The following is a 25,389-nucleotide window of genomic DNA, read 5'->3' as shown; positions in this document are numbered from 1 at the left end:
GCAATTGGTGTAATTATGGTTAATGGGAAGTTACATTTATTGTTACTTAACCATGATTACTTGGTGTATATTAGAAAATATATATGTGCGAGTTCGGTTTTTACTCGCGGGCTCAAGACATGCTGCGCGTGGCCGCAATCAGGAGCGGTGAAGACGGAAAGGCTATGATGCCACCGATGGCAATGGCAACTCCGTAGGGAATTTTCTTGGCGATCACCAGCGAATTCGGCAGCGGAAGACCAATGGCCAGTATCGTGTCGGCCTGGGAGCGCAGCAGAACAATCAGAATTGTCAGCACGCCGCCGATGAACGCGACATAGACGAGGAATTCGATGAGGGATGAATCGAAGCCGAACCAAAGCGTAGCAGCGGCCAAAAGCTTTGCATCACCGCCGCCCATGACATTCAGCGCAAACAACGCAAAGCATGCGAGAAAGACAAGACCGGCACCGGCGAAATGTATTCCGATTTCTGTAAAGGGCAGCCCAGCAATTGGCGCCAGCACAAAAAACGATATTGCAAGCGCGAGAGACAGACGGTTTGGGATCGTCATCGTCAGGAGATCAGAGATCGCCGCAACCGACATGCAGAGTGGAAAGACTAGCAATATCGCGGCTTCAAGCATTTTATCTGCCTTGCTAAATCACTCAATTTAAAAGCCGCCCAATTATTTTGGGCGGCGTCTTCGCTACTGACATGCAGCCAAAAAATGCTCACGGATACTTGGCAGAAGCGCTGTTCATCTTGGTAGCGATGTTCGTGAAGGTAGTGCTGAGCGAACCGCCCAGCGAGGTCGCTGCGGTGATGATGGCAACCGAGATCAGGGCGGCGATCAGGCCGTATTCGATTGCGGTCGCGCCGGATTCATCCTTCAGGAAACGCGAAAAAATCTTGGACATAAGTTTAACTCCACTTTGTTGACAGCACGTCCGCCAACTGTTGCCGTTGATCGGATGAGTTGCACGGTAGCTTCCCGCCGTTTCCATCGCTTTAAAAAATTGGGTTAATGTGCAGTAAATCCAAAAACGAAAATAGAATAGTTAATGTGACCTGCATGTTCTTTTGTATGTTTTTAAAGAAAATCTTCAGCCAAATAGAAATTATTAGATGTAAGAATATTAGCGCGATATACGATTCGTCTCGAATTAATACATGACCTACGGGAGAAGGCGACGAAGAGGGTCCGCGTGGGACACCTGCGTCATAATTGCATAACAGAAGGCAAGTTTAATCGTTCATTCACCATTCCTTCTCATTCTATCCAGAAATTCTTTTCGCCATAGCTTTCCAAGAGGCCAAACCATGCCAATCGGCGGCAGAACAGCATTCCTTGCCGGCATTGTCGCCACAGCCGGCATGATGCCACAGCTTTCACACGCTGCCGGAGAAAGCATGCTGCGCGTCTATATGGATCACGCGCGCGTGTTGAAGCTGAACCGCCCCGTCAGCAAGGTCATCGTCGGCAATTCGCAAGTCGCAGACGCGACAGTCGCCGATCCGAAAACCATCGTGCTGACCGGCCGCAGCTTCGGCACGACAAACATCATTCTGCTCGATACCGACGGCAATGCCATCGTGGACGAGCAGATTCTGGTGTCGATCGACGAAGGCAACACAGTCCGTGTGTTCCGCCAGACGGACCGCGCGGTGCTGTCGTGCACGCCCAATTGCGAACAGCATGCCCAACAGAACAATACGACGACGGCCCCAACGACTGCTGCCGGACAATAACAACATTCGATAACGCAAATATTCTAAAGTAAATTAGCAGCAAATGATAATACCAGTTTCCTCTAAATATGAAGAGAGAAGAGAAACGGTTTATCAAGAAAGCAATTCTAGTCTCATCCGCGTGTAAATCGCCGCGGACTTCCCATGACGCCAGATAATACCCTTCACGCCAATACGGGCCGCGCACGCCGCAGTGCCCAAAGCAGCTTGCGTGAATTCGTGCGTTCTCGGGACGGGACAGCAGCGATCGAATTTGCCTTGCTTGCCATCCCCTATTTTCTGATCGTCTTTGCGATCATCGAAACCTTCGTCGCCTTTACCGCGGAGCAGGTCGTCTCAAACGCCGTCGATACTCTGTCGCGCCAGATCCGGACCGGACAGATTACGGCAGCCAATACGACTTCGCAGCAATTCCGACAGGCATTCTGCAAAGAGATTGCCGTGCTCATTACCTGCTCCTCTACCGAAGTACAGACGCCGGCGAACCTTTATCTCGATGTAGAGAGCTATTCGAGTTTTGCGTCCATGCCGACGACGATCCCCCGTACGTCGTCGACAGATCCTTATTCCGATCTCAGCACCACCGGATTCACTTTTACGCCCGGCGGCGCCAAGTCGCTGAACATGGTGCGCGCCTATTATCGCTGGAAGATCATAACGGATCTGCTGCGCCCCTATCTTACCAACGTGCATCCAACCGACGGCTCGGCGTCAGTCTATCTCATCGTCGCAACCGCGGCCTTTCAGAACGAGAATTATCCGTGAGCGGCCTCAAGAGCATGATCGGGAAAGAAAGTACGCCCTTTGGCATCCTGAGACGCTTCGTTCGCGACAAAGACGGCGTCGGCGCGATCGAATTCGCCATTCTTTTTCCCGTATTGCTGATGCTCTATCTCGGTGCCTTCGAGCTTACCGTCGGCCTCAACGCCTCGAAACGTGCCAGCCGTTCTGCAGGTTCGATTGCAGACATCATCTCGCAGCAGACGTCAGTCACCAAGTCCGTGCTTGCGGGCATGCCCTCCGTTGCCGGCGCGATCTTCGCACCCTATAGCACGACCGGCCTGACGCTGAAGGTCACCGGCATTGCCATCGACACGACCGGCAAGGCGACCGTCGCCTGGTCCTGGGCGCAGGACGGAACCAGACCATATACACCAGGCTCCACCGTCACGGTGCCGGCCAACATGAACCAGGCGAGCACATTCCTCGTCCGTAGCGAGCTTGCCCTGCCCTATCAGCTCCTCAGCTTCGGTGCCAATTTCCTGCCAAGCGGAACAAACCAGATCACCATCAGTCGGCAATATTATTATCGGCAGCGCGTCGGAAATTCGATCAGCTGTACCGATTGCTGAGCGCTTCTCATCGAAACGGAGCCCCGGCGGGCCATTCCAAACGGAAAATTGCCAAGTCGATGCCTCCGTTATATGGGTGACGTCCAATAACCCGGAAGACCTGCCGGGTGACGGCATTCTATCGGGTGATCTATGGCGCGCGCCTTTCTCTTCGTTCTGGATTCTTTCGGTGTCGGCGGCGGCCCGGATGCGGCAAGCTATGGTGACGAGGGCGCCGATACGTTTGGCCATATCGCCGAGTTCTGCGCTGCAGGCGCTGCCGACCGCGAAGGCCTGCGTCAAGGTCCGTTGACATTGCCGATCATGTCCGGCCTCGGCCTGCTGGAGATCGCCAAAGCGGCAACGGGCAATTATCCTGCCGGCATGCCTCTGCCGGAAAAACTCTACGGCCTTTATGGCTGCGCGAGCGAAACCTCCCGTGGCAAGGATACGCCATCGGGTCATTGGGAGATTGCCGGCACGCCCGTCATGTTCGACTGGGGTTACTTTCCGGCGGAAGGCGATGCCTTTCCGCCGGAGCTGGTGAAAGCCATCTGCGAAGCGGCCGATCTGCCAGGGGTTCTCGGCAATTGCCACGCCTCCGGCACTGATATCATCGCAAAGCTCGGCGAAGAGCACATTCGCAGCGGCAAGCCGATCTGCTATACATCGTCCGACTCCGTCTTCCAGATTGCAGCACACGAACAGCATTTCGGGCTCGATAGGCTGATCGGTCTCTGCAAGATCGTGCGCACGCTGCTCGACCCCTACAATATCGGCCGCGTGATCGCCCGCCCCTTCATCGGCGAGACCATGGCGACATTCGAGCGAACCGGCAACCGCCGCGACTTTTCCGTATTGCCGCCCGAACCGACGCTGCTCGACCGTCTGGTCAAGGCCGAACGCACGGTGCATGCCGTCGGCAAGATCGGCGATATCTTTGCCCATCAGGGCGTCTCCAAGGTCATCAAGGCCAATGGCAACATGGCGCTGATGGATGCGACGCTGAAGACCATAGACGAAGCCGAGGATGGCGATCTGGTCTTCACCAATTTCGTCGATTTCGACATGGTCTACGGCCACCGTCGCGACGTGCCGGGCTATGCAGCGGCACTCGAGGCTTTCGACGCGCGCCTGCCTGAAGTGCACGAGAAGCTGAAGGCGGGCGATCTCGTCATTCTGACGGCCGATCATGGCTGCGACCCGACCTGGCGCGGCACCGATCATACGCGCGAACGCGTGCCCGTCATGGCTTACGGGCCGGGCATCCGCTCGCGCTCCATCGGCGTCCGCCAGACCTATGCCGATATCGGCGAGACGGTTGCGAAACATCTGGGAATTGCGGCAGGGCCGCACGGGAGGAGCTTCCTTTGACATCGCATTTGAAGAAAGTGGAGCTGCACTGTCATCTGGAGGGCGCGGCTCCACCGGCATTGACGCTCGCGCAAGCGGAGAAATACGGAGTCGACACAAGCGCCTTCCTCAAGGACGGCATTTACCTCTGGAAGGATTTTGCCGAATTCCTCGTCTGCTACGACAAGGTTTCCGAGGTCTACCGCACCGAGGAAGACTATGCGCTTCTGACGGAAACCTATCTGGAAGAGCTTGCCGGCATCGGCACGATCTATAGCGAACTCATCGTCTCGCCCGACCATGGCGACCGCATCGGCCTCGGCGCTGACGCCTACATGGCCGGCGTTTCGGCCGGTATCCGCGCCGCGAAGGCAAAAACGGGCATCGAGGCACGGCTGATCGTGACAGGCGAACGGCACTTCGGGCCGAAGCGCGTGGTGAAGGCAGCGGAATATGCCGCCAGGAGCGACAATCCGCTGATAACAGGCTTCAACATGGCCGGCGAGGAGCGCATGGGCCGCGTCGCCGATTACGTCCGCGCCTTCGACATCGCCCGTGAGGCCGGTCTCGGCATTACCATCCATGCCGGCGAAGTCTGCGGCGCCTTTTCCGTCGCCGATGCCGTAGCTCTGGTGCGCCCGCAGCGTATCGGCCATGGCGTGCGCGCTATCGAGGATATGAATCTCGTCAAGCGCCTTGCCGATCTCGGCACCGTGCTGGAAGTCTGCCCCGGTTCCAACATCGCGCTCAAGGTCTTTCCGGATTTCCAGTCGCATCCGCTGCGCACACTGCGCGACGCTGGCGTGAAGGTGACGATCAGCTCCGACGACCCGCCCTTCTTCCACACATCGCTGGAGCGAGAATACGAGCTGGCCTCGTCAGCCTTCGGCTTCAGCGACAACGAAATCGATGCGATGACACGCACGGCGATCAAAGCGGCCTTCGTGGACGAGGCGACACGGGCGGCGTTGCTCGCGAAGCTCTAAAAGCGTGGTTTAGGCCGCAGATTGGGGATGAAATCTCCAGAAGTGGCCTATTTTCTTGCACCAGAGGCGATTTCCGTGAAAGAAACATCTCATATCACGGAATTACTGGAAGGCTGAGACCATGGACGGCGTCACTGTCATCGATCACCCGCTTGTGCAGCACAAGCTTACCATCATGCGCAAGAAAGACACGTCGACGGGAAGCTTCCGCCGGCTGCTGCGCGAGATTTCGACGCTGCTCTGTTACGAAGTGACGCGCGACCTCGAACTGACCATCGAGACCATCGAGACGCCGCTGCAGCCGATGGATGCGCCGATCCTCGAGGGCAAGAAGCTGGTCTTCGCCTCGATCCTTCGCGCCGGCAACGGCCTGCTCGAAGGCATGCTCGATCTCGTGCCCTCGGCGCGCGTCTCGCATATCGGCGTCTACCGCGATCACGAAACGCTGCAGCCGGTCGAATATTACTTCAAGGCGCCGGAGGATATCTCCGAGCGCCTGATCATCGTCGTCGATCCGATGCTGGCAACCGGCAATTCCTCGATTGCCGCGATCGAAAAGCTGAAGGAGCGCGGTGCGCACAATATCCGCTTCCTGTGCCTGCTGGCGGCTCCCGAAGGTATCGCCAATTTCCGTAAGGCGCATCCGGATGTGCCGGTCTTTACCGCCGCCATCGACAGCCACCTGAACGAGAAGGGCTATATCGTGCCCGGTCTCGGCGATGCCGGCGACCGTATGTACGGCACCAAGTAAATCCGCTATTATACTTTTTATCGAGCCCGGCAGTTACGCAACTGCCGGGCTTTTTATTGATCGCATTAGCGGCATTTCAGGAAAGCTCGTTTATAGATGGCATGGCCTGCTGGAGGGGCCTTGCCGATGTTCGTTCGCGTTCTTGTCATTGCCGGTATCATTGCCGTTGCGGCAACCCAGGTGCCGATGCTGGTGGATAGCTATAACGAGCACGCCGCAAAGCCGGCGCCTGTCGAAGCCGTTTCCCTAACCCCACCGAAGACCGAGGCACCCGTCTCCTACGGCAGCGTTCAGCTACGCGCCGATTCGGGCGGTCATTATGAGGGCGATTTCACGATCAACGGCCGGTCTGTGCACGGAATGATCGATACCGGCGCGACCTATGTGGCAATGAACGAGAGCACCGCGCGCAGCCTCGGCTTCAGCGGCGTCGATCTCGACTATCGCTACACGGTCCAGACCGCGAATGGCGCTTCCAAGGTCGCCTACATCAAACTCGACCGTCTGGAGATCGGCACGATCCGGGTTCGCGATATCGACGCCGTAGTGGCAAAGGACAGCGCATTGAGCACCACGCTGATCGGCATGAGCTTCATGAAGAAGCTGAACTCCTACGGAGTGCAGAATGGCACGCTGCTCCTGAAGCAATAGAACGGCCAGGACAGATCAAGAAGCCGCCAAGCGACCGGATGTAGCTTTTCAAATCAAATCCTGCCGAGGATGACAGGCGAGAGCGCTGGCGCCGCGTCCGCGATGCGATAATTAGCCGACAAATCGCCAACAGCCTTCTGCGCACTTGCTTCGTCCGCTGCATGCACGGTGGCGATGCGATCGCCCCTGCTCACCCTCGTGCCGAGCGGCAGGATATCGCTGAAGCCGACGCGATGATCGATCTTGTCCTGCGGGCGGCGGCGGCCGCCACCAAGATCGATCACGCTCATGCCGATATCTCGCGCATCGCAGGCACCGAGCCAGCCATCGGCGACGGCCAAAACCAGCTTCTGTACCGGCGCGCTCACCAGATAGTGATCGGGATGTTCGAGCAGATCGGCCGGGCCGCCGAGACCATGCACCATGCGGCCGAAGATGTCTGCCGCCTTACCGGAGCTCAAAGCCTCGCGCGCCCTGCCCTCGGCTTCGCCAGCGTTGGCGGCAATGCCGGCTTGCACGAGCATTTCGGATGCGAAGGCAAGGACGACCGTCTCAAGCCGCGTGCCCGACTTGTTGCCCTTCAGGAAATCCAGGCAGTTGCGAAGTTCGACCACATTGCCGGCCGCGTCGGCCAGAGGCTGGTTCATGTCGGTGATCAGGGCCGAGGTCTTGACCCCGCCGCCATTGGCCACCTCCACCAGCGAGCGCGCCAGTGTCTCGGCTTCTTCCTGCGAGGTCATGAAGGCGCCGCTGCCGATCTTGACGTCGAGCACCAGCGTTTCCAGCCCTGCGGCCAGCTTCTTCGAGAGGATGGACGCCGTAATCAGAGGCGCCGAATCGACCGTCGCGGTGACGTCGCGCACCGCATAGAGCTTGCCGTCGGCCGGAGCCAGCGCGCCGGTCTGGCCGATGATGGCGCAGCCGACCTCCTCGACCACCTTGCGAAAACGGGCCGCATCCGGAGTGATCCCGTAACCGGGAATGGATTCCAGCTTGTCGAGCGTGCCGCCGGTGTGGCCGAGACCGCGGCCAGAGATCATCGGCACGGCGAGGCCGCAGGCGGCGGCGATGGGAGCCAGCATCAGCGAAACGTTGTCGCCGACACCACCGGTCGAATGCTTGTCGGTGATCGGCCTGCCGATGCCATCCCAGGAGAGCGTGTCGCCGGAGCGGGCCATGGCGAGCGTCAGCGCCACCGTCTCCTCGCGCGTCATGCCACGAAACCAGACGGCCATGGCAAAGGCGCCGATCTGGCTTTCAGCCAGTTCGCCACGCCCCAAAGCACCGATAAACGCATCGATATCGGCGGCCGAAAGGGTGGCGCCGTTACGCTTCTGCCGGATGATCTCCTGCGGGATCATGGATCAGTAGCCTGAAGATGCCGTCTTGGACTCACCGCCGGCCAGCACGTTCGAGATATCGTCGAGCAGGCTCGATGCACCGAAACGGAAGGTCGAGGGCATGGCCCAATCGGGCGCCATGATGGTCTCGGCAAGGCTGAGGTAGAGAGCCGCATCCGAGACGGAGCCGATGCCGCCGGCAGGCTTGAAGCCGACTTTGCGGCCGCTGGCACGGATCGCCCGCAGCATGATATCGGCGGCCTCCAGCGTCGCATTGACGGTGACCTTGCCGGTGGAGGTCTTGATAAAATCGGAACCAGCATCAATCGCAAGTTCCGACGCGCGCCGGATCAGCGCGGTATCCTTGAGCTCTCCTGTTTCGAGGATGGTCTTCAGAAGGACCGGGCCTTTGCATTCGGCCTTTACCGCGGCGACCATGTCAGTGACGGCCTGCTCATTGCCGGCCAGAAAGGTGCGATAAGGAATGACCAGATCGATCTCGTCGGCACCATCGGCAATAGCTTCGCGCGCCTCGGCTGCTACATCCGCCACTTCCATATCGCCAGCCGGGAAATTCACCACAGTCGCGATCTTCACGACATGATCGGTTCCGAGAATGGCGCGCGCCTGGGCGACAAAACGTGGCCAGATGCAGATGGCAGCCGTATTGCCATAGGGCGATTGCGCGCGGGCGCACAGCGCCTCGATCTGAGCCGGCGTGCAGTCGTCCTTGAGATTGGTCAAGTCGAGAAGAGAAAGCGCAACGGCTGCCGTTTCTCTCAGGGAATGGCCCGTCATTCTGGGTCTCCTTCGTCCGCGATCATTTCTTTCAGGATAGCGGCAAGCCGTGCACCGCCGACCGGAGCCATGTCCTTCGTCTCCTCATGCGAGAGCTCGCCGCCGGTCATGCCAGCACCATAGTTAGTGATGACGGAGGCGGCGGCAACCCTCAAACCGAAAAGACGCGCCAGGATGACTTCCGGCACCGTCGACATGCCGACGGCATCGGCACCGAGAATGCGCGCCATGCGGATCTCTGCCGGCGTTTCGAAGCTCGGGCCTGAAAACCACATATAAACACCGTGCGACAGCTTGATCTCGGCCTTTTCCGCCGCCTTTCGCATGCGCATGATGAGGTCGGTATCATAGGCGCTTGTCATGCCGACGAAGCGCCTGTCACTCTCCTCGCCGATCAGCGGGTTCATGCCGGAATAATTGATGTGATCGGTGATCTGCATCACCGAGCCCGGCGGCATCTCTTCCCGCAGCGATCCGGCCGAGTTCGTCAGGATCAGCGTATCGACGCCGAGTGCCTTCAGGGTCTCGATCGGCGCGCGCATGGCATTGGCGTCGCCCTTTTCGTAATAATGCACCCGACCAGAGAGCATGACGACAGGGACATCGCCGAGCTTGCCTGCTACCAGCGTGCCGGCATGACCGGAGACGGCGCTGACCGGAAAGCCGGGCAGGTCGGCGTAGGGAATGCGCAGGGCCTCTTTGACCTCATCCACCAGAGAGCCGAGACCGGAGCCCAAAATGATGCCGTAGCGCGGCTTCAGCTCGCCGAGCTTCTCGGCGAGGATATCGGCGGCCGCGCTCATCCGAGCACCTCCGTTTCGAAGCTGAAGGGCAGCATCTCGTCCATGGTCATGGTCTTCTTCACGCCGGTTTCGTCGCAAAGATAAATGCGCGTCTCCTTGCTGGCAAATTCGGCGATCTTCTGCCGGCAGCCGCCGCAGGGCGGGCAGAGCGGCAGCTTCTCGGCGATGACGGCAATCTCGACGATCTTCTTGGAGCCGCCCATGATCATCTGGCCGATCGCCGTCGGTTCGGCGCACCAGCCCTGCGGGAAGGACAGGTTTTCGATATTGGCGCCGGTATAGATCTTGCCATCCTCGGCGCGGATCGCCGCGCCGACCGGAAACTTGGAATAGGGAGCATGAGCAAAGGCCATCGCGCCACGCGCGGCCTCGAACAGATCATGCGACATGGTTTAGCGCTCCTTGGTATAGGGCACGCCACCGGCCTTCGGGGGCTTGGCGACGCCGATAAAGCCTGCAAGCAGGATGCAGGTGAGGATATAGGGCAGCGCCTGGAAAATCTGTACCGGCACCTCGCCAATGCCCGGAACCGCCTTGCCCTGCATGAAATTGGCGAAAGCATCGAGAAAGCCGAAGAGAAGGCAGGTGAACATGACCGGCACCGGCTTCCATTTGGCAAAGATCAGTGCGGCCAGCGCGATATAGCCCTTACCCGCCGACATGTTGTTGATGAAGGCGGCCGACTGGGCGATGGCGAGATAGGTCCCGGAGAAGCCGCAGAGGATACCGGCTGCTATCAGCGAGCGATAGCGCAGCCATTCGACCGAGATGCCGGCTGTATCGACAGCGCCGGGATTTTCGCCGACGGCACGCAGCCGCAGACCGAAACGGGTGCGATAAAGGATCCACCAGGAAATCGGCACCGTCAGGAAGGCGAGATAGGTCAAGATATTGTTGCCCGAGATGACATTGGCGTAGAGCGGTCCGATGAACGGAACGTCGCGAATGGCATCGGCGCCCGGCAGGGTAATGCCGGAAAAGCGGGCGGTAGCAGGCAGGGTCGGCGTACGGCCGCCCTGCCCGAACCACGCCTGACCAAGAACGATGGTCAGGCCGGCCATCAGGAAGTTGATCGCGACGCCCGAAACGATCTGATTGCCGCGATTGGTGATCGAGGCAAAACCGTGCAGCAGGCCGACAACAACCGAGACGACGATGCCTGCGCCAAGGCCGGCCCAGGGTGAGCCGCTGATCGAGGCGACGCAGGCCGCAGCGAAGGCGGAGGCCAGCATCTTGCCTTCAAGGCCGATATCGAAGATGCCCGCGCGCTCGGAAAACAGGCCCGCCAGCGCCGTGAAGATCAGCGGAATCGACAGACGGATCGTCGAGCCCAATATGCTGATGAGAAGATCATAATAATCCATCGTCCGATCCTCAGGTCCTGGCGAATGTCTGGTAGATGCGCACGAGCGCAGGCCGGAACATATATTCGAGAGCCCCGGCAAACAGGATGACGAGACCCTGGATCACCACGATCATGTCGCGCGTGATGTTCGGCATGTCGAAGGACAGTGCGTCGCCGCCCTGATAGAGAATGCCGAACAGGATCGCCGCCACGATGATGCCAAGCGGATGATTGCGGCCCATCAGCGACACGGCGATGCCGACAAAGCCCGCACCGAGCACGAATTCCACCTGCAGGCGCGCGGAAGCGCCCATGACGGGATTAAGCGCCATCATGCCGGCAAGGCCGCCGGAAAGCAGCATGGCGATGATGACCGTGCGGGCATAGGGAATGCCGGCATAAACCGCAGCGGTGGGGCTGAGGCCCAGCGTGCGCATTTCATAGCCGAGCTTGGTGCGCCAGACGAGCACCCACACCAGGAAGCACATGACGAGCGCAATCAGGAAGGAGACGTTGAGCGGTGCCGCACCGATGGTCGAGCCGAACATATCCATGAGCCAGCCGAGCTTCGGCAGCTGACCGCCCTCCAGAAAGGTGCGGGTTTCGGGGGCCATCTTGCCGGGAACGATCAGTATATGCACCAGCAGGAAGTTCATCATCGCCGATGCGATGAAATTGAACATGATCGTCGTGATGACGACGTGGCTGCCGCGCTTGGCTTGCAGCCAGGCCGGAATGAAGGCCCAGAGCGCCCCGAAGATTGCGGCGCCGACGACGGCAAAAGGCATCGTCACATACCAGGGCACATAACGGTCTAGGGTCAATGCCACCAGGGCGCAGCCGAGACCGCCGACATAGGCCTGGCCTTCCGAGCCGATATTGAAAAGGCCGGCATGGATGGCGACGGCGACCGAAAGGCCGGTGAAGATGAAGCTCGTCGCATAATACAGCGTGAAGCCGATACCTTCGCCGCTGCCGAGAGCGCCCTGCAGCAGCAGCACGAGCGCATCGAGCGGGCTCTCGCCAATGAACCAGACGACGAGGCCGGAAATCAGGAAGGCAACAATCAGGTTGAGAAGGGGGATCAGGCCGTAGGTGATCCAATTGGGGAGCGGAACGGAAGCCGTGCTCATATACGCCTCACGCGGCAATGCCGGCCATCATCAGGCCGAGTGTTTGTTCACCGGCCTCAGCCGACTTTTCACCGACGATATGGCCGGCGAACATGACGAGGATACGGTCCGAAAGCGCACGGATCTCATCCAGCTCCACCGACACCAGCAGGATCGCCTTGCCGGCGTCGCGCATCTCGATGATGCGGCGATGGATGAATTCGATGGCGCCGATATCGACGCCGCGCGTCGGCTGGCCGATCAGCAGAGCCTTCGGATCACGCTCGATCTCGCGGGCGACGACGATCTTCTGCTGGTTGCCGCCGGAGAAATTGGCGGTCTTTAGCCGCGCGTTCGGCGGGCGGATATCGTATTTCTCAATCTTCTCGATTGCATCCTTGCGCATGGCATCGAGATCGAGCATGCCGGCTCGACCGTATTTACGGTCGCGATGATAGCCGAGCATGGAGTTCTCGTATTCCTCGAACTTGAGGACGAGGCCCATGTGATGACGGTCTTCCGGAATATGGGCAAGGCCAAGGTCGCGGAGTGCTGCGGGATCGGCATTGCCGATCGGCTTGCCATGCAGCAGGATCTCGCCCGAAGCCGGCTTGCGGATACCGGCGATCGCCTCCAGCAGTTCCGATTGACCATTTCCGGCAACGCCGGCAATGCCGACGATCTCGCCGGCACGGACATCGAAGGAGACATTGTCGACCATGGTGACGCCACGGCCGTCCTTGACGGTGAGATTGCGCACCGAGAGCAGGATTTCGCCTGGATTGGGCGCGCCCTTTTCGACGCGCAGCAGCACGCGGCGGCCGACCATCAATTCGGCCAGCTCCTCGACGGTGGTTTCCGCCGTCTTGCGGGTAGCCACCATCTCGCCGCGGCGCATCACCGACACCGTATCGGTGATCGCCATGATCTCGCGCAGTTTGTGGGTGATGAGAATGATCGTCTTGCCCTGATCGCGAAGAACGCGAAGGATGCGGAAGAGATTGTCCGCTTCTGCCGGCGTCAAGACGCCGGTGGGTTCGTCGAGAATGAGGATCTCGGCGCCGCGATACATCGCCTTCAGGATTTCCACGCGCTGCTGCTGGCCGACGGGAAGCTCTTCGATCAACGCATCCGGATCGACTTCCAGGCCATAATCCTTCTCCAGCCGGTTGAGCTCGGCGCGTGCGGCCGCTACCCCCTTGGCGAGAAGCGCGCCACCTTCGGCGCCCAGCATGACGTTTTCAAGGACGGTGAAATTGTCGACCAGCATAAAATGCTGGTGCACCATCCCGATGCCGGCTGCGATTGCCGTCTGGCTGTCGCGGATGGCGATGGGCTCGCCGTTGATGCGGATTTCGCCGCTGTCGGCGTGATAGAATCCGTAGATGATCGACATAAGAGTCGATTTCCCGGCACCGTTTTCGCCTATGATCCCGTGGATCGAGCCCTTGGCGACGGTCAGGTTGATATCTTTATTGGCGTGGACAGCACCGAACTTCTTGTCGATGCCCACGAGCTCGATGGCAGAGATTTGGTTCACTATAGGGGCTCCAGAAACCGGTTTCCGGATAAGAAAAGGGCGTATGACGTTTTTGTCCCGTCATACGCCCTTATTTCATATCAGTTCTTCGGGCAGGCGTTGTCGGTCAGATAGTCGTGAACCTTGATGGTGCCAGCGACGATATCGGTCCGGGCCTTGTCGACGGCAGCCTGGATTTCCGGAGTGACGAGCGACTTGTTGTTGTCGTCGATGGCCACGGCCACGCCATCTTCCTTCAGGCCGAGTTCCTGCGTGCCAGGCGTGAACTTGCCGTTCTTGGCGTCGCTGAAGGCGTTGTAAACGGCGAGGTCGACGCGCTTGACGACGGAGGTCAGAACGGAACCCGGATGCAGGTAGTTCTGGTTCGAGTCGACGCCGATCGACAGCTTCTTGTTGTCGGCAGCGGTCTGCAGCACGCCGAGGCCGGTCGCGCCGGCAGCCGCGTAGACAACGTCGGCGCCCTGGTCGATCTGGTTCTTGGTGAGTTCGCCGCCGCGAACCGGGTCATTCCAGGCAGCACCGGTCGTGCCGGTCATGTTCTGGAAGACTTCGATCTTCGGATTGGTCGCGCGCGCACCCAGCTCGTAGCCGCATTCGAACTTGCGGATCAGCGGAATGTCCATGCCGCCGACGAAACCGATCTTGCCAGACTTCGATGCAAGGGCAGCCATGACGCCGGCGAGGTAGGAACCTTCGTTTTCCTTGAACTTGACGGAGCGGACGTTCGGCAGATCAAGGCTGTCGTCGATCAGGACGAATTCGGTCTTCGGATATTCGGCAGCAACCTTCTGAAGCGCGGAGGTCCAGGCAAAGGAAACAGCGATAACCGGATTGAAGCCCTTGCTGGCAAAGTTGCGCAGCGCCTGTTCGCCCTGGGTGTCGCCCGTCGGCTCGAAGTCGCGGTAAGCGATGCCGGTTTCCTTCTTGAACTTTTCAGCGCCGTTATAGGCAGCTTCGTTGAAGGATTTGTCGAACTTGCCGCCGGTTCCGTAAACGATTGCCGGCTTGATATCGGCCGCAAGCGCCGTTGCCGACATGGCAGCCAGGGCGAAAAGGGTCAAAAGGGATTTTTTCATGTGGTGCAGCCCTATTGTTTCTATCTTGTTGGGTCCTCCCGCAAGCCCGTTGACCGGGCAAGTCTGCGGAACCGCCGACCTCCCCGAGGCCAAGCTGGCGCGCATCCTTGCATGGCTGCATGAAAAATTCACGAGAAATTTTTCAGTTGGTAAAGATTTGTGGGAATTGGTGAAAACCCATCCAAACGACCCGTTTTTTAAACAATTTCGGACCAAAACTGCAATTTTATTGATCAGAACAGCTGTTGCCCAGCTCTCCGCAATCACCAGCTTTACCGCTCGCCGCATTGCGATGGAGCCGCCACCAATTCCTTCCGACGCTACTCAGTTCCCTGAATGGCACAGGCCGAAAGATACGCGCCGAATCCCTCACGCGCTGAAGCGCCCGGCTGCAGGCTGGCGCTTGTAGGCGACCATCCACAGAAGCAGCGAGATCACCAGAAAGACGGCGGAGGCCGGCTGAAACAACAGCCATTGCATCGCCAAGTCATAGAAGCGGGGATGAACGTAATAGGCAATCGCCGAGCGGAGGCTCGCGAGCGACGACGGGCTGACATCGTTCCACGCATCTCCCATCGGGGTCATGACCAGGGCGGAAGCCGCAACGGATTGTATGGAATCGATGGTGCCGGCGATAACAGCCACGACCAGCGCAACAAGGCTGGCAAAACGCAACAGGAAACGCATAAACTCCTCCGGATACTCCCTATGTTCAGCCCTGACGGGCCGACCGGTCTTACGCCGCCTCATCTATTTCTTTAGATAAGTGGAGCGCGAAATAAGCGCAATGGGGATGAGATGCAGAGTTTTTTGTCCAGAAGTCAAAAAACTGTCAGATTCGGGTTGATCCTAGAAAATTCATCGGTATATATCGCGCCGTTCCCACAATAGCTCCTTTATCGGATGCGAAAGTGCAGATGGACAGGTGGCCGAGTGGTTTAAGGCGCACGCCTGGAACGCGTGTGTGCGTGAAAGCGTACCGTGGGTTCGAATCCCACCTTGTCCGCCATTTTCTGATTGTCCGACCCGGAGATATAGGTAGCACTGCGTACCTAGAACATGGGTGACAGGTTCGTCCCGAACCATCGCAACACGGCTTGCGCGGCGTTGGGCTCAGCTTCACCAACCCAGGCAACCACGCCGTCGGGCCGCACGAGCAAAGCGCTCAAACCCAGCCGATCTTTGACGTTGCTGGCGATATAAGTGATCCTGTTTCCCCAGCGACCGGCAAGCGCTTTGAGCGACGCGCTGCCATCGAAATCCAGAAGCAGGCCCTTGCCCGTCCTGAGGAGATCGCCGAGCTTTGTCCCATTGGCGAGCTCGAAATCGGGAGCGCTACGGCCGATGAGCGGATGGCTCCCACCAAGTTCATAGCGGAGAGAAACGCCCCAGACGCGTTCGGCGAAATAGGTGGCGCCGTCGCGCGTGTCGATCAGATCGCGGATGATAGCTTCAAGCGCACGCGAGCTGGGGCTTGGTCGCATCAGCGCCACCTGGGCGCGCGACCAGTCAAGCACCTGCGCGCCGACCGGATGGCGTTCACGGAAATAGGTATCGAGCAGGCCCTCCGGCGCATCGCCGCGGATCGTGGCGGCAAGCTTCCATCCAAGGTTCGTCGCGTCGCCCAGGCCAAGATTGAGCCCTTGGCCGCCCAAGGGGGAATGGATGTGCGCGGCATCGCCGGCAAGCAGAATGCGCCCTCTGCGATAGCTGGTCGCCTGGTAGGCGCGGTCCGTCCATGTGGTGGCAAGCTTGAGCGCCGTTACAGTGACGTCGGTGCCGGAGATGCGACGCAACACGGCCCGCACATGCTCGAGCGTGATCGGCCGGGTCCGGTGGAAAGCGCCTCCGTCGAAGTCGGTCATCGCGATCGTTCCGGGCGGCGAGTAGGTGTACATGCCGGTCGCCGTGTAATGGCGGCCGGGACGAAGCTTGTCCGGGTCCGCCATCTCGATCTCAGCGGAATAGCCAGTGAATTCAGGATCTGTGCCGACGAATTCGAAGCCGCCGGCCTTGCGAACGGTGCTGCGGCCCCCGTCGCAGCCGACAAGCCAGCGCCCGCGAAAGGTCTCGCCTCCGGCCCGAACGACAACACTTTCATCCGACTGTTCGAAGCTCTCGACACCGAAGCCGCGCCTGATCTCGACGCCCATGGCCTCCGCACGCACCGCAAGGACAGCTTCGAGGCTTTCCATTTCGACCATCATGCTGGTGCCGAGTGTGGTCGGCAGACGATAGGGCCACTGGGAGGTGTCGATATTGTCGTGGAAGAATTGGATACCGGCGAAATGGCCGCCCGGGCGGCGTGACTGGTGCATCCAGTGCGCAGCCGATGAAGCGCGATCGCCCGAGCCGTCCTTCGCAGGTTTGGGCGCAGCGACATCGTCCAGCATGCCGCGACGATAGAAGGCTTCGATGGTTGGCGAGGAAAGGCCGCGCATGCCGAAGGGAAGGCGCTTCAAGGGCGAGCGCGGATCCTCGGCCTGCTCCAGCACCAATACGGAGAGACCGGCGAGACGCAGCTCGCAGGCGAGAAACAAGCCGACGGGTCCGCCGCCGGCAATCAGAACATCATAAATCAAGGCAGAACTCCTCAAGCGAACAGCGCCGCAAGGGCGTCAGACATTCCGGCTGCGGCCACCTCAGCCGAAAAACACCCAACCGTATTCGGGTGGCGACGGTCCAGTCACGGGAACAGTCATAAAAACTGTGCCAATTTCACCGATTTCGTGATTGCAATACGATTTTTACACTTGGTATAAATTTACTTATGGTATAAATATCTTCATGTCAAATCGAATCAAACTCCGAGACCGGAAGAAGGAGATGACGCGTCAGGCGATCTCCAACGTCGCGACACGCCTGTTCGTCGAACATGGCTTCGACAAGGTTTCCGTCGCCGACATCGCTGACGAAGCGGAGGTCGCCAGGAAGACGGTGTTCAACTACTTCCGCCGCAAGGAGGATCTGGTTTTCGATCGCGAGGATGAGGTACGGGAACTGGTGCGCAAGGCGATCACCGATCGCGGCCGAGTGCCGCCGGTCCGCGCCTTTCAGGCGCTGATGCGTGAGCTGCTGGAGATGCAGCATCCCCTGTTCAGGATCACGGACCGGCCTATCGCGTTCTGGCGCATGGTGGCGGAGAGCCCAACGCTGACCGCGCATGCGCGTGGGCTGCAGGCGACGCTTGCTGATGATCTCTCGGGAATGCTGTCCGATGCGGCGGGCCGGCCGCGCTCAGATGCCGATGCACATCTCGCGGGCGCAATGCTGATGGCGACGCTTGTGGCCGCCTACGGCGAGGCACTGCGCGTCTTTCGAGAAAAAGGAAATTCTCAAGCCGCTCTACTTGGTATCATGGAGCGCGGCTTTGCCGGTGTCGACGCCGCTCTTGCCGGGACACCGTATGTCTGACTTTGGAGTTTTCGGGATCGCAGCCTGAAAGGCGAAACCCGGCCGAAGGGTCGGCCGGGTCTTCGAATACATGGTCCGTCGGACCATCGACCATCCGCGGATCGTGGCCGATGGCGCCGGCATCACGCCGCGGAAACCTGCAGCTCTGCAAGATCCTGAAGCAGCGTCGGGCCGCTGGGTTCCCAACCCAGCTTCTGCCGGGTCTTGGCGCTGGAGGCCGGCATGTCGCGGCCGGCAAACAGGGCGAGCCAGCCGAAATAATCCTGCGCCTCTTCCCTGGCGATGGATTTGACCGGCAGGTTCAGGCGCCGCCCGATCGTCTCGACGATATCGCGCATGGGCACGCCTTCCTCAGCGGCCGCGTGATATTTGGCATTCGGTTCGGCGCGCTCGACGACGAGGCGGTAAAGACGGCCGACATCGGTAAAATGCGCCGCCGGCCAGCGGCTGAGCCCGTCTCCCACATAGGCGCAGACACCCTTTTCCCGGAATATCTGGATCAAGGGCGTAATAAGCCCCTGGCTGACCGGATCATGCACCTGCGGGAGGCGCACGACCGAGACATTGACGCCGATTTCGCTCGCCAATATCCCCGCTTCCTCCGTGGCGGCACGCGGATGCCTGTCGGAACCGGCGATAGGGTTGTCTTCCTTGGCGGGCTCGCCCGGCACCGTGTTGGCGATCGGCGTGCCCGACGTAATGACCAGCGGACGGGCGGAACCGGCGAGCGCCGAGGCCAGTGTTGCGATGACCCGGCGGTCATCCTCGCAATTCTGGACGAACCGTGAGAAGTCGTGGTTGAAGGCAAGGTGGATAACGCCGTCGGATTGCGAGGCGCCGCTTTTCAGGATTTCCGCATCCTCGATCGTGCCATGAAGGACTTCGGCGCCGGCAGCGGCAAGCGCGACCGCCTTTTCCTTCGAACGCGAAAGGCCGAGCACTTGGTGGCCGGCGCCGATCAATTCCCTGACGACATGCGAGCCGACATTTCCGGTCGCACCGGTAACGAATATACGCATATGCACTGTCTCCTTATTTGGTCGGAGACAAATCTCTGCCTATCGTTTATTCTGGTAAAGTAGTGACCTTATCATAGTAAAGACACTAACAGGATGACCGATCTCATCGAAACCGAAAACGTGCTCGGGACCTATCTGAGGGACCGCCGTGCGAAACTCGACCCATCCGCGCTGGGATTTGCCGGCGAGCGACGGCGCACGCCCGGGCTTCGGCGCGAGGAAGTGGCGCAGCGCGCCAATATCAGCCCGACCTGGTACACATGGCTGGAACAGGGCCGTGGCGGTGCGCCCTCCGCTGATGTACTGGACCGGATCGCCCGGGCGCTGATGCTGACGGAAGTCGAGCGCGAGCACCTGTTCCTGCTTGGCCTTGGGCGTCCGCCAGAAGCGCGTTACCGCAAAAATGATGGCGTTACGCCGCGACTGCAGCGCGTGCTCGATGCGCTGGAACCGAGCCCCGCCATTATCCGGACCGCCACCTGGGACGTCATCGCCTGGAACCGGGCAGCGCCCGTGATGCTAATCGATTACGGATCGCTGCCGCCGGAAGAACGCAACATTCTGCGCTATATCTTTCTCGATCCGCGTGCGCGCGCCGTGCAATATGATTGGGAAAGCGTAGCCCGTTTCGCCCTGGGCGCATTCCGTGTCGATGCGGCGCGCGCAGGCGCATCGAGTGAGATAGAGCCTTTCGTGGCGGAACTTTGCCGCATCAGCCCGGAATTCAGGGCCATGTGGCGCGAAAACGATGTTCCTGGCACCCATACCGAAGCCGTCAAACATATACGCCATCCCATCCTCGGCCCACTGGCATTCGAGTATTCGGCCTTTTCGGTCGATGGCCGGACGGATCTCAGCATGATCGTCTACAATCCGGCGACGCCTGACGATGCCGAGCGGATCAGATCGCTGCTGCCCAAACTTTAGCGCAGAGATGTGTGGCGCAAGCATGTGCACGCTTGTCGTTCCACGGATGCCCGACGCCATCCAACATCGCTGCCCTTCACGGCGAAGCGACTGCGCCTTCAATCGTAATTGTTCGGAGCCTGCTTGAACCGAGGCCATGCCTCGGGATCATGCCCGGTGACTACCAGCGCATCGGTCTGTTCGGCGAGCGCACGCAGCTTGTCAACGGATCGTACCGTGTCGACGGCGGACGCCATGAAGCCGGGGAGCGCCTTTTCGTTCCAGTGATCGAGCGTGTAGGCGGCATCGATGGCCAATAGTATCGCGCCCGACGTCGGCAACTGCACCAGGAAGGATTGGTGGCCGACACTGTGGCCCGGCGTGAAGACCATCCGCAGCACGCCGTCGCCATAGAGATCGTAGCCATCTGTGGCATCGCCCTCCAGGAAGTGCCACTTCAAGCCGGGACGATCGAAATCACGTCGGACATAGGCAGCGGCGGCGAACCAGTCCGGCGCGAATGCATACTCATATTCGCGACGCTGGACGATATGAGTCGCGTTCGGGAAACGGCCGATAGCGCCGCTGTGGTCGGAATGCAGATGGGACAGCGCAACGAAGCCTATGTCTTCACCGGACAGGCCGAGCTTCGCCAGCTGCGCAACGCATCCCTGCTCCTCGGTCATGAAAGGCTGATAGCTGTCGACGACATCGCCCCAATAGCCGCGCGGATCCGCCAGACCTTCTGCTGCCAGCCCGCCATCGATGACGATATTACCCTTCGGATGCGTCAGCAGAAACCAGGGCACCGGGATTTCGTAATCGGTGTCGCCGCCCTGGTTCATCCTGATGTCGTGAGGCTTGCATCGCTGCGTACCCGATTGAAACATATAAAGCCTGATATCGCTCATAAGCCTGACCTGTGGTTGATGTTCGAGCGCCGTTTTCGGCGATCGAACGCTCCCCCACTAGGCGGCGTCATCCACTTACATTTATCGGCTGAGCCGATATATTGGCACACATGGATCTGTTGGTTGCGATGCGCGTCTATGTCAGAGTGGTGGAAAGAGGCAGCATGTCAGCCGCTGCCCGCGATCTCGGCATGGGCCAGCCCTCCGTCAGCGAGCGGATTGATCGGCTGGAGCAATATCTCGGCACGCGGCTATTGCTCAGAAACACCCGCAAGCTTTTCGTCACTGATGTCGGCGCCGCCTTCTACGAGCGCAGCAAGCAAGTTCTCGAGAGCGCCGCCGATGCGCTGACCGTCGTGGATGGTGATCAGTCGCTCCGTGGCACGCTGAGGATCGCAGCACCGCATGGAGTCGGCGAGATCATCCTGACGCCGATCCTGCTGCAGATGCGCAAGCGTCATCCGCTGCTCAAAATCGAGCTGATCCTCAACGACAGGATCGTCGATCCCGTGACGGAGGGCGTCGACATCTCGCTGCGTCTCGGCGATCTTAGCGAAGGCAGCTTCATTGCCCGCAAGCTCGGCCATGTCGGCCGCGTGCTCGTGGCATCGCCAGACTATCTCGATAAGCATGGGACGCCGACAGAGCCCGATGATCTTGCCGACCACCCCTTCCTGCGGGTTTCCGGCCTCTTCAACAACGGCCGGATTCCGTTGATCGATCCGAACGAACAGACCGAACTTGCCGCCGTCGACATCGCCGTCAGCACCAGTCATTGGCGACCACTGCACCGCCTGCTGCTAGATGGAGCCGGCATTGGTATCCTGCAGGAGCCGGTCTGCGCGGAGGATCGTACCAATGGCAATCTGATCCGCCTGCTGCCCAAATTCACCGTGCCGGGATTTGACTTGCATGCGCTCTATCCCGCGGTTAGACCGATTCCACCGCGGATTCGGGTGGTGCTCTCATTGCTGGAAGAGCAGCTGGGCACGGCTTCCCCACCGGAAAGCTAGCTATTTTTCCGGTCGACGCTCTGCGTCGCCACCTCAGGTGTTGCCCGCAAGGTCAGCGCCCAGAAGAGCAACGTTGCGAGGCTGATGGCAGCACCCGATATGCAGACCCCGCTCCAGCCCGCATGGGCATAGATGATCGTCGATGTCGATGAGCCGACAGCGCTTCCGATGGAGTAGAAGATCATATAGGCGGCGGTCAGCCTGTTCTGCGCATCCGGCCTGACACGATAGATCATGCCCTGATTGGTGACGTGCGTTGCCTGCAGACCGAAATCGATGACGAGGACACCGAGGATCAGCCAGAGGATCGAGCGATCCAGCATGGAGATCGGTAGCCAGGCAGCGAGCATCAGTACAAGCGCGATGCCCGTCGTGCGCTGGCCATGGCCGCGATCGGCCCCGCGCCCTGCCCTGATGGCGCCGAGTGCCCCCGCCGCGCCGGCAAGGCCGAACAGGCCGACCTCGGTGTGGGACAGGGAATAGGGTGGCGCCGTCAGCGGCAAGACGAGCGGAGCGAGCAGCGTGGTGATATTGGCGAAGATCAGCATGGCGATGATCCCGCGGATGCGCAGGACCGGTTCTTCAATCAGCAGAGCGCCCAGCGAGCGGATAAGGCCGACATAGGAGAGTCCGCTCCTCGACTTCTCCTGTCGCGGCAGCGCGCGCCAAAGAAGAAGCGCTATCACCGTCGTCAGCACGGCCGAGACGATGTAGACGGTCCGCCAGCCGGAGAGATCGGTCAGCATTCCCGCGATGCTGCGCGCCAGCAGGATGCCGAGGACGATGCCGCTCGTGACCATGCCGACGATATGGCCGCGCTCGGCGGGGTGCGCCAGGCTCGCCGCATAGGCAACGAGCGCCTGTGTTACGACGGCCAGAAAGCCGACGGCGGCCATGGAGGCGAGCAGCATCGCCGCACTGGACGAGAAGCCGACGAAGACAAGTGCCGCCACACTCAGCAGCGATTGCACGATGATGAGCTTGCGCCGATCGACGAGATCGCCGAGCGGCACCAGCAGGATCAGGCCGAGCCCATAGCCGAGCTGCGTCGCGCCGACGATCAGGCCGGCAATCGTGCGCGACAGCTTGAGATCATCGGCCATGATATCGAGAAGCGGATGGGCGAAATAGGCATTGGCAACAGCGAGGCCGCTCGCGACGGCAAACAGGAAAATCGGCGCTGGTGTCAGCTGCGAATTGGCCTCTCCCGGGTATTCGGCGCCCTCAAACGAAGCCTCTCGTGAGGAATGAGGGCGCGGAATGTCCTTCGCGCTGCCGGCCGGCGGCGCGTCCTGATCGATCGTCATTGCAAAACTCCCGATTCTTCGGTTTAATAATGAAACCAACGCTCGAGTAACATTATTGGTTTAATCATGCAACCGTTTCTACACACAAAAGACCCGGAAAGGCTAAGGCGATGGTCGCGCGGAAAAGCCTGAAGGGTGATTATTGCCCGAGCGCAAGGTCGCTCGACGTGATCGGCGACTGGTGGTCGCTGCTGATTGTGCGCGACGCCTTCGACGGGTTGACGCGTTTCGGCGAGTTCCAAAAGAGCCTGGGGATCGCGAAGAATATTCTCACCGAGCGCCTGCGCACGCTTGTCGCGAGCGGCATCCTGGAGCTTGTGCCAACAAGCGAAGGAGGCACACGCATGGAATATCGGCTGACGGCGATGGGGAAAGATCTCTTCCCGGTGATGGTGGCGCTGCGCCAATTCGGCGAGCGCCATCTCTTTGCGCCGGCGGAAGAGCATTCGGTGCTGGTGGATCGCGCCACGGGTCAGCCGGTGCAGCTTGAAATCCGGGCGCAGGACGGTAGATCCATCGGGCCGGACGAAGCGGTCATCGTGAAGGTGCCGGAGGAGAAATAAGAAGGCACTAATGCCGGAGTTCGGGGGCGAAAACCCTCCGAAATCAAGCCAAAAAAACTAGCGACCGATGCAGCTGCGCGCCGGCCCAGGCGCCATCTCCCACGGCCAACGACACTGAATGCGGGATGCGCGCGGCATCGCCACAGGCAAAGGCGCCTGGCACGGTGGTTTCCTTCATGGCGTCTGTCTGGATCTGGGTGCCGAAAGGCGTTTCCTCCAACGCGCAGCCGAGCCGTTCGGCGATCGGACTTGATGGCGATGCGCGCGAAGCGGTGAAGAGCCCGGCAAAAGGCAGCAGGCGTCCATCGGTGAGCCGCACATCCGCCTTTCCTTCCAACCTTGTGATGGCTGCCTCCTCGATCGTCACGCCGCGTGCGACGAGATCGGCACGCTGCGCCTCATCCGGGACAAAACTGCCGTTGAGAAAGAACGTCACGTCTCCCCATTCCGGCAGCAACTGCGCCTGATGCATCGACATTGGGCCTGTGGCTATGCAGCCGATATGGCCCCGATCGAGCTCATAGCCATGGCAATAAGGGCAATGGAAGATGCTTTTGCCCCAACGTTCGCCTAATCCTTCGATCTCGGGCAAGGCATCGGAAACACCAGTTGCGAAGAGAAGGCGCCGGCCGTCATGGCGCGCGCCGCCAGCGGTGGTGACAACAAAGGCGTCCTTCTCCCCATCGGCCTGTTCGACAGTGTCCTCAATCCAGGTCAGCGTGGGATAGGCGAAAAGCTGCTCGCGCGCCTTACGAGCAATTTCGCCAGGGTTGACACCATCCTGGCTGAGAAAACCGTGTGATTCCTCGGCGAAACGATTGCGCCGTTTGCCCGCATCGACGACCAGCACCTTACGGCGGGCGCGGAGAAGCTGGAGGGCGGCTGCCATGCCGGCGTAGCTGCCGCCGATGACGATGACGTCATGGGTCATGACAGGGCCCTTTCTGAGCGCCATTGCGCATGACGCCGCGCAAATTCGGCGGCAAGATCGGCGAGCGTGACGTTTTCGAAGCGCTGGAGCAGCAAGGCTTCGGCTTCGGCAAAGGCGTCGTCGAGCACGGAATTGACCGATTGCTCGACCAGGCATTCCGGCGTCTCGTTGCGATTGCCGATGGCGAAGACGGCCGGTTCGCCGAGTGCCTCATGCAGCTGGCGCAGCGTGACGCTTTTGAGATCGGCCGTGATCGCCCAGCCGCCGGTGTGTCCCTTGGCGGAACGGACGATGCCCACCTCCCGCAACAGGCCCATGGTACGGCGCACGACGACCGGATTGGTGTTCATGCATTGCGCCAGGGTTTCGGAGGTCAGCGGCCCATCCTGCTCGGCCATATGGAGCAAAGCATGGAGGACGGAGGAAAGTCGGCTGTCGCGTTTCATGTAACTTCGATTATTACGATTCGACGCGATATTCAAGGGCGGCCTGCTTTGATGAGGCGAGG

Annotated in this window: 29 protein-coding genes and 1 tRNA gene; 13 read left to right on the top strand and 17 right to left on the bottom strand. The window is 60.1% G+C overall.

The window, feature by feature from the left end:
* Window positions 1-112: 112 nt before the first annotated feature.
* The gene (locus tag PH562_RS22950) at window positions 113-625 is read right to left on the bottom strand and encodes an A24 family peptidase (RefSeq protein WP_285175884.1); all 513 of its coding nucleotides are present in this window, start codon (window positions 623-625) and stop codon (window positions 113-115) included.
* 88 nt (window positions 626-713) lie between these two features.
* Complete coding sequence (locus tag PH562_RS22945; RefSeq protein WP_285175882.1) at window positions 714-899, bottom strand: Flp family type IVb pilin; 186 nt, start codon at window positions 897-899, stop codon at window positions 714-716.
* A gap of 403 nt (window positions 900-1,302) precedes the next feature.
* On the opposite strand from PH562_RS22945, the gene PH562_RS22940 reads away from it, so the two are divergent.
* The 7 genes from PH562_RS22940 to PH562_RS22910 all read left to right on the top strand — a co-directional run bounded on the left by PH562_RS22940 (window position 1,303) and on the right by PH562_RS22910 (window position 6,803).
* Window positions 1,303-1,731 (top strand): pilus assembly protein N-terminal domain-containing protein, encoded by a 429-nt coding sequence (locus PH562_RS22940; RefSeq protein ID WP_285175881.1) that lies wholly within the window; start codon window positions 1,303-1,305, stop codon window positions 1,729-1,731.
* Window positions 1,732-1,875: 144 nt separating this feature from the next.
* Window positions 1,876-2,496, top strand: a complete 621-nt coding sequence (locus PH562_RS22935) for a TadE/TadG family type IV pilus assembly protein (protein ID WP_113230211.1) — start codon at window positions 1,876-1,878, stop codon at window positions 2,494-2,496.
* Between the two features lie 14 nt (window positions 2,497-2,510).
* Complete coding sequence (locus PH562_RS22930; RefSeq protein ID WP_285175906.1) at window positions 2,511-3,083, top strand: TadE/TadG family type IV pilus assembly protein; 573 nt, start codon at window positions 2,511-2,513, stop codon at window positions 3,081-3,083.
* 132 nt (window positions 3,084-3,215) lie between these two features.
* On the top strand, window positions 3,216-4,436 hold the full coding sequence (locus PH562_RS22925; protein WP_285175880.1) for a phosphopentomutase: 1,221 nt from the start codon (window positions 3,216-3,218) through the stop codon (window positions 4,434-4,436).
* Window positions 4,433-5,401: an adenosine deaminase gene (locus PH562_RS22920; RefSeq protein ID WP_285175879.1), complete on the top strand. Its 969-nt coding sequence runs from the start codon at window positions 4,433-4,435 to the stop codon at window positions 5,399-5,401. Before PH562_RS22925 ends, PH562_RS22920 begins: the two co-directional genes overlap by 4 nt.
* A gap of 121 nt (window positions 5,402-5,522) precedes the next feature.
* Complete coding sequence (upp, locus tag PH562_RS22915; RefSeq protein WP_015338410.1) at window positions 5,523-6,152, top strand: uracil phosphoribosyltransferase; 630 nt, start codon at window positions 5,523-5,525, stop codon at window positions 6,150-6,152.
* Between the two features lie 126 nt (window positions 6,153-6,278).
* Window positions 6,279-6,803, top strand: coding sequence for a TIGR02281 family clan AA aspartic protease (locus PH562_RS22910; RefSeq protein ID WP_285175877.1), 525 nt, complete (start codon window positions 6,279-6,281; stop codon window positions 6,801-6,803).
* Between the two features lie 53 nt (window positions 6,804-6,856).
* On the opposite strand, the gene deoA is transcribed toward PH562_RS22910, so the two are convergent.
* The 8 genes from deoA to PH562_RS22870 all read right to left on the bottom strand — a co-directional run bounded on the left by deoA (window position 6,857) and on the right by PH562_RS22870 (window position 14,817).
* Window positions 6,857-8,164 carry a thymidine phosphorylase gene (gene deoA / locus PH562_RS22905; protein WP_285175875.1) on the bottom strand — a complete coding sequence of 436 codons (1,308 nt, stop codon included), beginning with the start codon at window positions 8,162-8,164 and terminating at the stop codon, window positions 6,857-6,859.
* A gap of 3 nt (window positions 8,165-8,167) precedes the next feature.
* A complete protein-coding gene (deoC, locus tag PH562_RS22900; RefSeq protein WP_113230216.1) occupies window positions 8,168-8,941 on the bottom strand; it encodes a deoxyribose-phosphate aldolase in 774 nt (257 codons plus the stop codon).
* Window positions 8,938-9,744, bottom strand: coding sequence for a purine-nucleoside phosphorylase (locus PH562_RS22895; RefSeq protein ID WP_113230217.1), 807 nt, complete (start codon window positions 9,742-9,744; stop codon window positions 8,938-8,940). The genes deoC and PH562_RS22895 overlap by 4 nt, the downstream gene beginning before the upstream one ends.
* Window positions 9,741-10,133, bottom strand: a complete 393-nt coding sequence (locus PH562_RS22890) for a cytidine deaminase (RefSeq protein ID WP_285175873.1) — start codon at window positions 10,131-10,133, stop codon at window positions 9,741-9,743. The genes PH562_RS22895 and PH562_RS22890 overlap by 4 nt, the downstream gene beginning before the upstream one ends.
* A gap of 3 nt (window positions 10,134-10,136) precedes the next feature.
* Window positions 10,137-11,108 carry an ABC transporter permease gene (locus PH562_RS22885; protein ID WP_285175871.1) on the bottom strand — a complete coding sequence of 324 codons (972 nt, stop codon included), beginning with the start codon at window positions 11,106-11,108 and terminating at the stop codon, window positions 10,137-10,139.
* A 10-nt stretch (window positions 11,109-11,118) separates the two neighbouring features.
* Window positions 11,119-12,222: an ABC transporter permease gene (locus PH562_RS22880; protein WP_285175869.1), complete on the bottom strand. Its 1,104-nt coding sequence runs from the start codon at window positions 12,220-12,222 to the stop codon at window positions 11,119-11,121.
* A gap of 7 nt (window positions 12,223-12,229) precedes the next feature.
* Entirely contained in the window at window positions 12,230-13,741 is a 1,512-nt protein-coding gene (locus PH562_RS22875) for an ABC transporter ATP-binding protein (protein ID WP_113230220.1), read from the bottom strand.
* Window positions 13,742-13,821: 80 nt separating this feature from the next.
* Complete coding sequence (locus PH562_RS22870; RefSeq protein WP_113230221.1) at window positions 13,822-14,817, bottom strand: BMP family lipoprotein; 996 nt, start codon at window positions 14,815-14,817, stop codon at window positions 13,822-13,824.
* On the opposite strand from PH562_RS22870, the gene PH562_RS22865 reads away from it, so the two are divergent.
* Window positions 14,816-15,226: a hypothetical protein gene (locus PH562_RS22865; RefSeq protein ID WP_285175866.1), complete on the top strand. Its 411-nt coding sequence runs from the start codon at window positions 14,816-14,818 to the stop codon at window positions 15,224-15,226. The two genes, PH562_RS22870 and PH562_RS22865, sit on opposite strands and share 2 nt — an antisense overlap.
* On the opposite strand, the gene PH562_RS22860 is transcribed toward PH562_RS22865, so the two are convergent.
* On the bottom strand, window positions 15,187-15,504 hold the full coding sequence (locus PH562_RS22860; RefSeq protein ID WP_285175864.1) for a hypothetical protein: 318 nt from the start codon (window positions 15,502-15,504) through the stop codon (window positions 15,187-15,189). The two genes, PH562_RS22865 and PH562_RS22860, sit on opposite strands and share 40 nt — an antisense overlap.
* 232 nt (window positions 15,505-15,736) lie before the next feature.
* Here PH562_RS22860 and PH562_RS22855 point away from each other — a divergent pair.
* Window positions 15,737-15,826 (top strand) — tRNA-Ser (locus tag PH562_RS22855).
* Window positions 15,827-15,869: 43 nt separating this feature from the next.
* Here PH562_RS22855 and PH562_RS22850 read toward each other — a convergent pair.
* Entirely contained in the window at window positions 15,870-17,399 is a 1,530-nt protein-coding gene (locus PH562_RS22850) for an FAD-dependent monooxygenase (protein WP_285175862.1), read from the bottom strand.
* Window positions 17,400-17,643: 244 nt separating this feature from the next.
* Here PH562_RS22850 and PH562_RS22845 point away from each other — a divergent pair, with 244 nt between their 5' ends.
* Window positions 17,644-18,231 carry a TetR/AcrR family transcriptional regulator gene (locus PH562_RS22845; protein ID WP_285175860.1) on the top strand — a complete coding sequence of 196 codons (588 nt, stop codon included), beginning with the start codon at window positions 17,644-17,646 and terminating at the stop codon, window positions 18,229-18,231.
* Between the two features lie 122 nt (window positions 18,232-18,353).
* Here PH562_RS22845 and PH562_RS22840 read toward each other — a convergent pair whose 3' ends face one another.
* Window positions 18,354-19,250 (bottom strand): SDR family oxidoreductase, encoded by an 897-nt coding sequence (locus PH562_RS22840; RefSeq protein WP_285175857.1) that lies wholly within the window; start codon window positions 19,248-19,250, stop codon window positions 18,354-18,356.
* A gap of 93 nt (window positions 19,251-19,343) precedes the next feature.
* On the opposite strand from PH562_RS22840, the gene PH562_RS22835 reads away from it, so the two are divergent.
* Window positions 19,344-20,177: a helix-turn-helix transcriptional regulator gene (locus PH562_RS22835; protein WP_285166223.1), complete on the top strand. Its 834-nt coding sequence runs from the start codon at window positions 19,344-19,346 to the stop codon at window positions 20,175-20,177.
* Window positions 20,178-20,275: 98 nt separating this feature from the next.
* Here PH562_RS22835 and attM read toward each other — a convergent pair whose 3' ends face one another.
* Window positions 20,276-21,067 (bottom strand): AttM family quorum-quenching N-acyl homoserine lactonase, encoded by a 792-nt coding sequence (gene attM / locus PH562_RS22830; protein WP_285175855.1) that lies wholly within the window; start codon window positions 21,065-21,067, stop codon window positions 20,276-20,278.
* A 110-nt stretch (window positions 21,068-21,177) separates the two neighbouring features.
* On the opposite strand from attM, the gene PH562_RS22825 reads away from it, so the two are divergent.
* Window positions 21,178-22,080, top strand: a complete 903-nt coding sequence (locus PH562_RS22825) for a LysR family transcriptional regulator (protein WP_350223783.1) — start codon at window positions 21,178-21,180, stop codon at window positions 22,078-22,080.
* On the opposite strand, the gene PH562_RS22820 is transcribed toward PH562_RS22825, so the two are convergent.
* On the bottom strand, window positions 22,077-23,387 hold the full coding sequence (locus PH562_RS22820) for an MFS transporter (RefSeq protein ID WP_285175853.1): 1,311 nt from the start codon (window positions 23,385-23,387) through the stop codon (window positions 22,077-22,079). The two genes, PH562_RS22825 and PH562_RS22820, sit on opposite strands and share 4 nt — an antisense overlap.
* Window positions 23,388-23,497: 110 nt before the next feature.
* Here PH562_RS22820 and PH562_RS22815 point away from each other — a divergent pair, with 110 nt between their 5' ends.
* A complete protein-coding gene (locus PH562_RS22815) occupies window positions 23,498-23,950 on the top strand; it encodes a winged helix-turn-helix transcriptional regulator (RefSeq protein ID WP_285175851.1) in 453 nt (150 codons plus the stop codon).
* Between the two features lie 43 nt (window positions 23,951-23,993).
* Here PH562_RS22815 and PH562_RS22810 read toward each other — a convergent pair whose 3' ends face one another.
* Window positions 23,994-24,881, bottom strand: a complete 888-nt coding sequence (locus PH562_RS22810; RefSeq protein WP_285175849.1) for an NAD(P)/FAD-dependent oxidoreductase — start codon at window positions 24,879-24,881, stop codon at window positions 23,994-23,996.
* Window positions 24,878-25,327 (bottom strand): RrF2 family transcriptional regulator, encoded by a 450-nt coding sequence (locus PH562_RS22805; protein WP_285175847.1) that lies wholly within the window; start codon window positions 25,325-25,327, stop codon window positions 24,878-24,880. The genes PH562_RS22810 and PH562_RS22805 overlap by 4 nt, the downstream gene beginning before the upstream one ends.
* Window positions 25,328-25,389 lie beyond the last annotated feature (62 nt).

This window comes from Rhizobium centroccidentale (assembly GCF_030182565.1).
In the GTDB taxonomy this organism is placed as follows: Bacteria; Pseudomonadota; Alphaproteobacteria; order Rhizobiales; family Rhizobiaceae; genus Rhizobium.
Note: the sequence above shows the minus strand (reverse complement) of the source record. Positions and strands in the feature narration are given on the sequence as shown.

Coding starts and splice junctions, on each gene's coding strand:
- PH562_RS22950 (WP_285175884.1), bottom strand. CDS start 625: ATGCTTGAAGCCGCGATATTGCTAGTCTTTCCACTCTGCATGTCGGTT.
- PH562_RS22945 (WP_285175882.1), bottom strand. CDS start 899: ATGTCCAAGATTTTTTCGCGTTTCCTGAAGGATGAATCCGGCGCGACC.
- PH562_RS22940 (WP_285175881.1), top strand. CDS start 1,303: ATGCCAATCGGCGGCAGAACAGCATTCCTTGCCGGCATTGTCGCCACA.
- PH562_RS22935 (WP_113230211.1), top strand. CDS start 1,876: ATGACGCCAGATAATACCCTTCACGCCAATACGGGCCGCGCACGCCGC.
- PH562_RS22930 (WP_285175906.1), top strand. CDS start 2,511: ATGATCGGGAAAGAAAGTACGCCCTTTGGCATCCTGAGACGCTTCGTT.
- PH562_RS22925 (WP_285175880.1), top strand. CDS start 3,216: ATGGCGCGCGCCTTTCTCTTCGTTCTGGATTCTTTCGGTGTCGGCGGC.
- upp (WP_015338410.1), top strand. CDS start 5,523: ATGGACGGCGTCACTGTCATCGATCACCCGCTTGTGCAGCACAAGCTT.
- PH562_RS22910 (WP_285175877.1), top strand. CDS start 6,279: ATGTTCGTTCGCGTTCTTGTCATTGCCGGTATCATTGCCGTTGCGGCA.
- deoA (WP_285175875.1), bottom strand. CDS start 8,164: ATGATCCCGCAGGAGATCATCCGGCAGAAGCGTAACGGCGCCACCCTT.
- deoC (WP_113230216.1), bottom strand. CDS start 8,941: ATGACGGGCCATTCCCTGAGAGAAACGGCAGCCGTTGCGCTTTCTCTT.
- PH562_RS22895 (WP_113230217.1), bottom strand. CDS start 9,744: ATGAGCGCGGCCGCCGATATCCTCGCCGAGAAGCTCGGCGAGCTGAAG.
- PH562_RS22890 (WP_285175873.1), bottom strand. CDS start 10,133: ATGTCGCATGATCTGTTCGAGGCCGCGCGTGGCGCGATGGCCTTTGCT.
- PH562_RS22885 (WP_285175871.1), bottom strand. CDS start 11,108: ATGGATTATTATGATCTTCTCATCAGCATATTGGGCTCGACGATCCGT.
- PH562_RS22880 (WP_285175869.1), bottom strand. CDS start 12,222: ATGAGCACGGCTTCCGTTCCGCTCCCCAATTGGATCACCTACGGCCTG.
- PH562_RS22865 (WP_285175866.1), top strand. CDS start 14,816: ATGTGGTGCAGCCCTATTGTTTCTATCTTGTTGGGTCCTCCCGCAAGC.
- PH562_RS22870 (WP_113230221.1), bottom strand. CDS start 14,817: ATGAAAAAATCCCTTTTGACCCTTTTCGCCCTGGCTGCCATGTCGGCA.
- PH562_RS22860 (WP_285175864.1), bottom strand. CDS start 15,504: ATGCGTTTCCTGTTGCGTTTTGCCAGCCTTGTTGCGCTGGTCGTGGCT.
- PH562_RS22845 (WP_285175860.1), top strand. CDS start 17,644: ATGACGCGTCAGGCGATCTCCAACGTCGCGACACGCCTGTTCGTCGAA.
- PH562_RS22840 (WP_285175857.1), bottom strand. CDS start 19,250: ATGCGTATATTCGTTACCGGTGCGACCGGAAATGTCGGCTCGCATGTC.
- PH562_RS22835 (WP_285166223.1), top strand. CDS start 19,344: ATGACCGATCTCATCGAAACCGAAAACGTGCTCGGGACCTATCTGAGG.
- attM (WP_285175855.1), bottom strand. CDS start 21,067: ATGAGCGATATCAGGCTTTATATGTTTCAATCGGGTACGCAGCGATGC.
- PH562_RS22825 (WP_350223783.1), top strand. CDS start 21,178: ATGGATCTGTTGGTTGCGATGCGCGTCTATGTCAGAGTGGTGGAAAGA.
- PH562_RS22820 (WP_285175853.1), bottom strand. CDS start 23,387: ATGACGATCGATCAGGACGCGCCGCCGGCCGGCAGCGCGAAGGACATT.
- PH562_RS22815 (WP_285175851.1), top strand. CDS start 23,498: ATGGTCGCGCGGAAAAGCCTGAAGGGTGATTATTGCCCGAGCGCAAGG.
- PH562_RS22810 (WP_285175849.1), bottom strand. CDS start 24,881: ATGACCCATGACGTCATCGTCATCGGCGGCAGCTACGCCGGCATGGCA.
- PH562_RS22805 (WP_285175847.1), bottom strand. CDS start 25,327: ATGAAACGCGACAGCCGACTTTCCTCCGTCCTCCATGCTTTGCTCCAT.